At 61.8% G+C, this 8970-nt stretch carries 8 protein-coding genes; all 8 read left to right on the top strand.

All coding sequences use genetic code 11. The features are described from left to right. The first annotated feature begins 11 nt into the window (after positions 1-11). The 8 genes from tssB to tssK are packed head-to-tail and all read left to right on the top strand — an operon-like array spanning position 12 to position 8970. A complete protein-coding gene (gene tssB / locus KVT32_RS12000) occupies positions 12-518 on the top strand; it encodes a type VI secretion system contractile sheath small subunit (protein WP_152382767.1) in 507 nt (168 codons plus the stop codon). Between the two features lie 50 nt (positions 519-568). Then, positions 569-2053: a type VI secretion system contractile sheath large subunit gene (gene tssC / locus KVT32_RS11995; protein WP_152382768.1), complete on the top strand. Its 1485-nt coding sequence runs from the start codon at positions 569-571 to the stop codon at positions 2051-2053. Positions 2054-2067: 14 nt separating this feature from the next. Next, a complete protein-coding gene (gene tssE / locus KVT32_RS11990; protein WP_152382769.1) occupies positions 2068-2496 on the top strand; it encodes a type VI secretion system baseplate subunit TssE in 429 nt (142 codons plus the stop codon). 25 nt (positions 2497-2521) lie between these two features. Beyond that, positions 2522-4288, top strand: coding sequence for a type VI secretion system baseplate subunit TssF (gene tssF, locus KVT32_RS11985; RefSeq protein ID WP_152382770.1), 1767 nt, complete (start codon positions 2522-2524; stop codon positions 4286-4288). Beyond that, on the top strand, positions 4252-5271 hold the full coding sequence (tssG, locus tag KVT32_RS11980; protein WP_217618250.1) for a type VI secretion system baseplate subunit TssG: 1020 nt from the start codon (positions 4252-4254) through the stop codon (positions 5269-5271). The genes tssF and tssG overlap by 37 nt, the downstream gene beginning before the upstream one ends. Beyond that, a complete protein-coding gene (tagH, locus tag KVT32_RS11975) occupies positions 5268-6632 on the top strand; it encodes a type VI secretion system-associated FHA domain protein TagH (protein ID WP_152382772.1) in 1365 nt (454 codons plus the stop codon). Before tssG ends, tagH begins: the two co-directional genes overlap by 4 nt. After that, positions 6629-7636 carry a type VI secretion system lipoprotein TssJ gene (gene tssJ, locus KVT32_RS11970; protein ID WP_152382773.1) on the top strand — a complete coding sequence of 336 codons (1008 nt, stop codon included), beginning with the start codon at positions 6629-6631 and terminating at the stop codon, positions 7634-7636. The genes tagH and tssJ overlap by 4 nt, the downstream gene beginning before the upstream one ends. Further along, positions 7633-8970 (top strand): type VI secretion system baseplate subunit TssK, encoded by a 1338-nt coding sequence (gene tssK, locus KVT32_RS11965; RefSeq protein ID WP_152382774.1) that lies wholly within the window; start codon positions 7633-7635, stop codon positions 8968-8970. Before tssJ ends, tssK begins: the two co-directional genes overlap by 4 nt.

The following is an 8970-nucleotide window of genomic DNA, read 5'->3' as shown; positions in this document are numbered from 1 at the left end:
AGGAGTTACCCATGGCGTCGAAAGTTGGTTCAGTTGCACCGAAAGAGCGGATCAACATCCGCTACATCCCCGCGACGGGCGATGAGCAGCAGGAAATAGAACTGCCACTGAAAGTGATGGTGCTCGGCGACTTCAGGGGCCACGGCGACGAAACGCCGCTGGAAGACCGCCCCGCCATTCAAATCAATAAAGACACCTTCAACGAAGTCATGGCCGAAGCCGGTCTGAATTTGAAAGTGGACGTCCCGGCCACGCTAGAAGAAGGCAGCGACAACGACACCCTCAGCGTCAACCTCCAATTCCACAGCATCAAGGACTTCAGTCCCGACGCCATCGCCCGCCAGGTTCCCGAATTGAAGAGCCTGCTGGAACTGCGCGAAGCCCTCGTTGCGCTCAAGGGACCCATGGGCAACATCCCCGCGTTCCGCAAGCAGATCCAGACCCTTTTGGGTGACGACAGCGCGCGCGGAAAACTGGCGCAGGAACTCGACCAACTCCTGGCGACGCCTCAGGCGTGATGCCGGGCTCCGTCTCAAACCCACTCTGTTAGGTTCTCAAGGACGCACCGATGACCAAAGCCAAAACTGCCGAGTTCCAGGAACACGCCGACAGCCTGCCCCCTGGCGGATTGCTGGCCCAGATCATGGCCCAGACCCGCATCGAGCCCAGCCAGGAAGGTTATGCAGTCGCCGAGCGCGGAGTCGCAGCCTTCGTGTCCGAAATGCTCAAGTCCGAGTCTCGCGAACAGCCGATCAACAAGCATCTGGTCGACCAGATGCTTGCCGCCATTGATCGCAAGCTCAGCAAGCAGATGGATGCCATTCTGCATCAGCCCGAATTCCAACAGCTCGAATCCATCTGGCGAGCCCTCTTCGACTTCGTCCAGCGCACGGACTTCCGAGAAAATATCCAAGTTGTGTTCGTGCCAGTCACGAAAGACGAACTGCTCGAAGACTTCGAGAGCGCTGCCGACATTACCCGCAGCGGTTTGTACAAGCACGTATACACGGCCGGCTACGGCCAGTTCGGCGGACAGCCGGTCGGATGCATGATCGGCAACTACAACTTCGGCCCCTCCGCGCCGGACATCAAGCTGTTGGGCTACCTCGCCTCCGTAGGCGCCATGGCGCATGCGCCTTTCCTGGGCGCCGCCGGGCCCGAGATGCTCAATCTGGAATCCTTCGAAGAGCTGCCCAACCTGAAAGAGGTCAAGGACATCTTTGAAGGTCCGCGCTTCGCCAAGTGGCGTAGCTTGCGTGAATCCGAAGACTCGCGCTATCTGGGATTGACCATGCCCCGGTACCTGCTGCGCCAGCCGTACGATCCGCTCGAAAACCCAGTGCGCAGTTTTGCGTATGAGGAAGCCATCGACGGCGACCACCGCAACTACCTGTGGGGCAACACGGCGTTTCTGATGGGTAGCCGCGTGACGGACAGCTTCGCGAAGTTCCGCTGGTGCCCGAACATCATCGGTCCTCAATCCGGTGGCGCAGTAGAAGATCTGCCCGTGCACCTGTACGAATCGTTGGGACAATTGCAGGCCAAGATTCCCACCGAAGTCCTGGTCTCGGATCGCAAGGAGTTCGAACTTTCAAGCGAAGGTTTCATTCCGCTGACCATGCGCAAAGACAGCGACAACGCCGCATTCTTTTCGGCTAACTCCGTGCAAAAGCCCAAGGTGTTCCAGAAGACACCCGAAGGCCAGGCCGCGCAGACCAACTACATGCTGGGAACGCAACTTCCATACATGTTCATCATCAACCGCCTGGCGCACTACATCAAAGTGCTGCAGCGCGAACAGATCGGCAGCTGGAAGGAACGCCAGGACCTGGAGCGCGAGCTCAACAACTGGCTGCGCCAGTACGTCGCGGACCAGGAAAGCCCAACGAGCGACGTCCGCAGCCGCCGTCCGCTGCGGGCGGCTCGGGTCGTCGTGCAGGACGTCGACGGCAATCCTGGCTGGTACCAGGTCGCGCTTTCGGTGCGTCCGCACTTCAAGTACATGGGCGCCAGCTTCGAGCTGTCGCTGGTTGGCCGCTTGGACAAGGATTGACAGGGAGCTGACCCATGCCTCGGTCCCCTGGGCGCGGCAGCCTGTTCGAACGCCTTGATCCCGATCTTCCGCCACGGCGCAACCGCACCCGCCAGGAAATGGCGGCCGAACGCATCCGCGCCATCAAGCGCCAACTGGAATGGATCCTCAATTCCCGCCAGGGCAGCTCGCAGAGCAGCCCTGGCTTGGGACTGCGCGATCTGAACGACGCGGCGACGGGTGCCGTGGACCTGCGCCAACAGGTCTGCCTCGACATCCACGCAGCAGTGGCCGCCTACGAGCCGCGCGCTCACGTCATCGACGTCAGGCCATTGGCGGGGTCCGATCCGTCATTGAATCTGGGCTTTCGGCTGATCTGCCGGGTGCCGCTGAACAATGCGCAAGAGCAGGTCGAGATAAGCCTGCTCTTTCACCATCAAGGCCGACAGGTCAGGGTGACCTAGCAAGTAGCCAAGGGAGGCTGACCGGATGCCACTGAAGGGAAAATTCCGAGAGGAACTGGATTACTTGCGCCGCTTGCGGCGCGTCTTCGCACGCAATAACCCGCAGCTGGCCCCGTTTCTGGGCGAGGAAGCCACGGACCCCGATGTGGAGCGACTGCTCGAGGGCTTTGCCTTCCTCACGGCAAAACTGCGTCTGAAGATCGAAGACGACTTTCCCGAACTGACGCACTCGCTGCTGCAAATGCTGTGGCCCAACTATCTGCGGCCCCTACCCAGCGCCACGATCATGCAGTTCGAACCCACCGACCACTCCATCACCGGCCGCCAGACCGTGCCGCGTGGAACCAGCATCCAGTCGCGGGCCGTGGACGGCGTGCAATGCCAGTTCCGCACGAGTCAGGACGTGTCGATCTTCCCCTTCGAGGTCGCAGGGGTCGATGATGGCCATTCACTGGAAAAGTCGATTGTCCGCATTGACCTCGCCACCCTGAGCCAAAACCCGCCCAGTACGTTTGGCTGTGACCAACTAGAGTTCTACCTGAGCGGCAGCGATTACACCGCACAGACACTGTATCTATGGCTGGCCAAGTACCTGGGCGAGATCCGCATGGAGTCCGCTGGCCGGGTTCGCCACATTCCGGTCGGCCAAATCGAATTTTCCGGATTCACCCCCGACTCTGCCCTGCTGCCCTACCCCAAGAACGCCATGGATGGATACCGCATCCTCCAGGAGTACTTTCTCTTTCCTAGGCGCTTCTACTTTTTTTCACTGACGCACCTGCTTGGGCTGTGGCCCGACCTTCCCACGACAAACATACGCATTGAGTTTCACTTCACGCGCCCCATGCCGGCGGACGTGCGGGTACGCAAGGCAGACATCGCGCTTTACTGCACGCCGGCCGTCAACCTGTTCGAACACGACGCCGAGCCTATTCGCCTGACCGGAAGGGCCGCCGAATACCGGCTCCAACCCGGCGGCCACCGGCCTGATGCGTTCGAGATCTTCAGTATCGACAAGGTCGATGGATGGAAGAACGGCGACAGCGATCAGCCGGGAGAATGGCTACGTACCTACGAACCTTTTGAGTCGCTGCGTCATCAGATCGAACACGAACGCGGGCGGACCACACTGTACTACCGCACGCGGTTGTCGCCGTCACCCTCCGACTCGGGCATCGACCACCGCATTGCGTTCGTGCGGGGCGATGACCGCCACTACATTGGCCGAGAGGAAACGGTGTCGCTCTCGCTGACCTGCACCAACCGCGATTACCCGCTTGCGTTGGGCGTCGGCGATATCCGCGAAGGGTCGCGCGACACCCCCGCATTCGTTCGCTTCAAGAACCTGACGACACCCACGCCGCCATACCGTCCCGTACTGGCTGGCGATCTGCATTGGAGTCTGATCTCCAACCTTTCACCCACCTACCTTTCGCTGCTGTCGGCCGAACCCCTCAAAGCCATTCTTGGCAACTACGACTTCTCGGCTCATCACGACATCCAGCGTGCCCGAACGACGCAAAAGCGCCTGGACGGCTTGAAGGCCGTGGTCAGTGAGCCCATCGACCGCATGTACAAGGGTCTTCCCATCCGAGGCACCCGCACCCTCTTGAAGCTCGATCAGGAAGGATTTTCCTGCGAAGGCGACCTTTATCTTTTCGGGACAGTGCTCAGCCACTTCCTGTCGCTGTACGCCAGCCTGTCGTCGTTCCACGTACTGGAAGCGATCAACATGACCAATCAGGAGCACTACGCATGGCCGATGCGCAGCGGAACCCAGCCCCTGATCTGAGCGATTCATTGTTGGCCGAGGCCAAGAGACATGACTTCTTCTGCCTGCTGGAGCGGCTGCATGGGCTGCACGATGACGACCTGGAATCATCCGACACCTTCGACGCGGATCACCAGCGCATTCTCCTGAGCAATCACGCGGGGCTGGGTTTTCCGGCGTCCGACGTCGCGCTGGCCGAACGCCTTGAAAGTCAGGTTCCGCATCAGTACCGGGTGCAAGCCACGTTCTTCGGGATGCACGGCACGGATTCTCCCCTGCCGAGCTACTACCTTGACCGCCTAGCCTACGAGGCCGGCCAAGGCGTGGGCATCCGCCCCGCGTTCCTGGACTTCTTTAACCATCGCCTGTTGACGTTGTTGCACCAGGCCTGGCGCAAGTATCGCTATCACATCCGCTTCCGGCGTGGCGCGGATGACCAGTTCTCTCGCCGAATCTTCGCGCTTATCGGTCTGCAGCATGACGCGACCCGGGGCGACACGCCAATCGCCTGGAGCCGGCTGCTGAGCTTTGCTGGCGCGGTGGTTCTGCGCAGCCGCTCGCCCGCGATGCTGGCCGGGCTGATCGCGCATTGCTTCGACCTGGAGGATGTGCAGATTCGCGACTTCGCGCTTCGGCACGCCGTCATCGACGATTCCGATCGAATCAGGCTTGGCGTGAACAACGGTCAGCTTAGCCACAGCTTCCAGATCGGCGACAGCATACGCACGCGGCACAGCAGCTTCGTCATCGTGATATCGCACTTGAGCCAGGCGCGATTTCGCGAGTTTCTGCCCCACGGCGAAAACTTCGAGCGCCTGCGCCAGCTCGTCGTTTTTCTGCTGCGCGACCCGATTCCCTGCGACCTCGAGCTTGGCCTACGGCAAGACGAAGTGCTTCCCTTCAATCTTCGGCTTGCCGGCGGCACGCAACTGGGTTGGACCAGTTTTCTTGAACAGCCGGCCTCGACCCTCCCGCCGCCCGTCAGAGTTTCCCTGCGCACATGATCCCGACATCCTCTCATCATCGCCTTGCTCTCGTGGTCGACAACCCTCAGGCCCTGCAGAAAGGCAGCCAGCCCCGGTGCCTGTTCGATATCGCAGGCGGCACGATCGGCGCGCACGGGGCGGACTGGATCCTGCATGACAGGTCGGGCCGCGTCCAGTCCATCCACTGCGAGGTCCGCTACGAAGATGGCGGCTACTTCGTCATCGATCGCTGCGGACAGACGCGTGTGAACGACCAAATGGACCCGCTTGGCGCGCTTGTCAGCGTTCGACTGCGCGGGGGAGACATCCTGCACGTAGGGCCCTATCGCCTGACCGTCAACCTGGATGACGAGACATACGCCTTGCCCGACCCAGCCCGGCATCTCGCCGAGCATGAGGTCGCCGAGCTGCTTGGCACATCGAACGAACATATCGGGGCCCTGCCCCACGGCGACGGAGCGCCGGCGCCAAACCCGCCGTCAGAACGTGGCTGGCGCGAGTTCAACGCCTTGTCGGAGCCCTCGACGCAAGGACAGCTGGACCCTTTGCTGGCGCTCCAAGAAGCCATCCGTCCGGCCCCCGCGTCAGCCGACAACGCCGCTTCGCTGGATTCCAGGCATTACGGCCAGACGCAGTTGGCCGCGCAGGCCGACCTGTCCACGACCCGATTCGAAGCCGTTTCCGGCTCCCCTTTGCATGCCTTCGGAGATCCCCCCATGTCGGGACACCCCTCTTCTTCTGCAGTCCCCCGAGCATCCGATCAATGGATCCAGAATCAGTTCAACCACGGCGGCGATGCGGCGGGCCTTGTGGCGCCCTTGGTCGAAGGGCTAGGCGCGCCTGTGGGCGCAGTGGACCCGCACGATGCGTACATCCTGCTGTTCGAGGCGGGGACCACGCTAGCCGCGCTCATTCGCGGCCTCGCCGCATTGAATCGCGCACCTCAGGGCGCACGGCTGGCACTCGCCAAACGCACACTGCAGCCCATCGAAGACAATCCGCTGCGCCTCCCGCAGACCTATCCAGACACCGTGCGCGCTCTCTTTTCCCGGGACCGCAGCATGGTCCACCTGTCTCCCACCGCCGCCGTCGAGGAATCGCTCGAGCAGATAGCCGAACAGCATCGCGCGATGCTAGACGCCATCACCGCCGGTCTGAGTGCGCTGTTGCAAGCGTTCTCGCCGGACCAGCTTGAACGCCGGTTTGCCCGCTACCGGTCCGGCCAGCAGCACGAAGCGTTACCTGGTGACGGGGCCTGGCAGATGTACCGGCATTACTACGAAGAACTCAGATCCAGCCGCCAGCAAGGCTTCGACAAACTGTTTTGGGAGGTCTTCGACCAAGCCTACGACCAGTCGCTGCGCAAGGAAGAGCCATGAGGCCAGCCGTTGCACTTCTGTGCGCCGCATCCTTGCTGTCCGGATGCGGCACCGTGGGCAACGTCCTCACCAAGACGGGGCAGATCCTGATGGATCCAGACATCCAGGTGGGCCCGCCAGAGGATCAGCCAACGCAGGTGGCGTTGAGCCTGTACGCCGCCAAGGACGTGAATCCCAATCCGGTTGCCGAACCGGACTCGGATCCGACGACGGCGCCGGTGAATGAACGGTCGTTCTCGGTCAATGTGCAGGGTGAAACCCGCGAAGACCTAGTGCATCGTCTGCAAGCCTTGCTTGAACACCTGCATCAAGCGGAATCGCCGGCGGCGCCGTCAGAAGACGGCACGAGTAAGGCCGTCAGGTCCGCGCTGACCAAAGTCTTCAAGTCTCGCTCCATCGTCATGAACCCCTCTTCTGAAAGCCTGTGGACGGACAGCGTGGCGACGAACCAGGCTCCCTTTCCGGTGCAGTGGCAACTGCGCCAAGGTGAAGACGAGCAAGATTCAGCCCCCGCGGCTGGCCATGCTGCCAGCCCCCGTGGAGAGGACGTGGCGCTTGGCCAGTACCGCGATGGCGTTCCCCTGGCGCCCGCGCCGCTGGCGGCCCAGGATCATGCCAATGCCACGCCTGTCTCCTTTCGCGTGATCCAGCTCAAGGACGATTCGCTGCTGGAAAACGCCGATCCCGATCTGGTCCGCAGTGCCCCCAAAAAGGCGCTTGGAAGCACCTACATCACAGCCGACGACTACCTGCTCGCGCCCGGCCAATTCAAGTTCATCAACTATCGCGACCTGGACGAGGACACCCATTACGTCGCGGTCGTGGCGGTCTTTCATGCGCCCGACGCCCAGCGTTGGTACGACGTGTTCCGGGTGGAGCCGCGCAGCCGCAAGTATGCCTTGCTGGTGACCTTGCAAGACACTCGGGTCGCCATCACCGACGAGAGCTACCGGCCAGCCAAGACCGCTCAACTTGCCAGCAATCAAGCGAGAGAACAACAATGACCAGCCGCAATCCCGTCGTTTGGGGCGAAGGGCAATTCGTCAAACCCCAGCACTTCCAGCAGACCGACCGATACCTCGAGCACTACGTCAATGTGCGCATGGGCAGCAGGTACTGTTATGGCTTCTCGGAGCTGGAGTTGAATCAGGAGTTTCTGTCGTTCGGCAAGATCTCCATCGTGCGTGCACGCGGCATCATGCCGGACGGTACCGCCTTCAACATCCCCCACGACCAGCCGCCGCCCGAGCCCCTGTCGATTCCTGATGCAACTGCCGCCAATCAGACGGTATACCTGACGCTGCCGCTGCGCTCGGACGGGACATCCGAGGTTCGTTGGCCGGACACCCTGGGCAACGCCCGCTACCTTCATCACACCGAAGACATCCGCGACACGCACAGCCATCAAGGCAATCACACGCCCATCGCCTTGGCCGTGCCCAATCTGCAACTGGCATTGGAACGAGACGATCGAAGCGCCTTCACGGGCTTGGCATTGAGCCGGATCCTGGACAGGCGGCCCGACGGAAGCCTGCTGCTGGACAGCGACTTTCACATCACGGGCATGTACCTGCAGGCCATCCGCCCGCTGGCGCACTTCATGGAAGAGATTGCCGCGCTGATGCACGAGCGCGCGAAAAGCATCGCGCAGCGGATCGGGTCGCCCGGCCAGTCCGGCGTCGCAGACATTACAGACTTCAACCTGCTGCAAGCGCTCAACCGATGGCAGCATCTGTTCCGGCACCTGGCGCGCGACGCCGATGTGCGACCGGTCGATGCCTATCTGGCGTGCGGCCAAGCCTGCGGCGAACTGACCACCTTTACCGACGAGGGACGTTTACCGCAGGACTACCCCGCCTATCAGCACGACACGCCACAGACCTCTTTCCGCATGCTGAAGGAGACGCTGCGCCGCGTGCTGAGCACGGTGCTGCAGCCGCGCGCCGTGTCGCTGCCGCTGGACAAGCAAGGCCATGGTGTATTCACGGCGCAAGTCCACGATCCCAGCCTGCTGCAAAGCGCCGAGTTCATCCTCGCCGTTCGCGCGCGAATGCCCTTGGAGCAAATGCGGCAACAGTTTGTGCGCCAGGCGAAGATGGCCTCGCATCAGTTGCTGCAGGAACTGATCCGATTGCAGTTGCCGGGAATTCCATTGATGACACTGCCGGTTGCGCCGCGCCATCTGCCTTTCCACGCCGGTTTCACCTATTTTCAGCTGGACCGGTCGCATCCCCATTGGCAGCGCCTGATGCCGCAGGGGACAACCGGATTCGGCTTCCACATCACCGGGGACTTCCCCGAGCTGGAGCTGCAGTTCTGGGCCATTCGGAGTCAATGA

This window comes from Achromobacter sp. GbtcB20, assembly GCF_019091095.1.
Classification (GTDB): Bacteria; Pseudomonadota; Gammaproteobacteria; order Burkholderiales; family Burkholderiaceae_B; genus Achromobacter; species Achromobacter mucicolens.
Note: the sequence above shows the minus strand (reverse complement) of the source record. Positions and strands in the feature narration are given on the sequence as shown.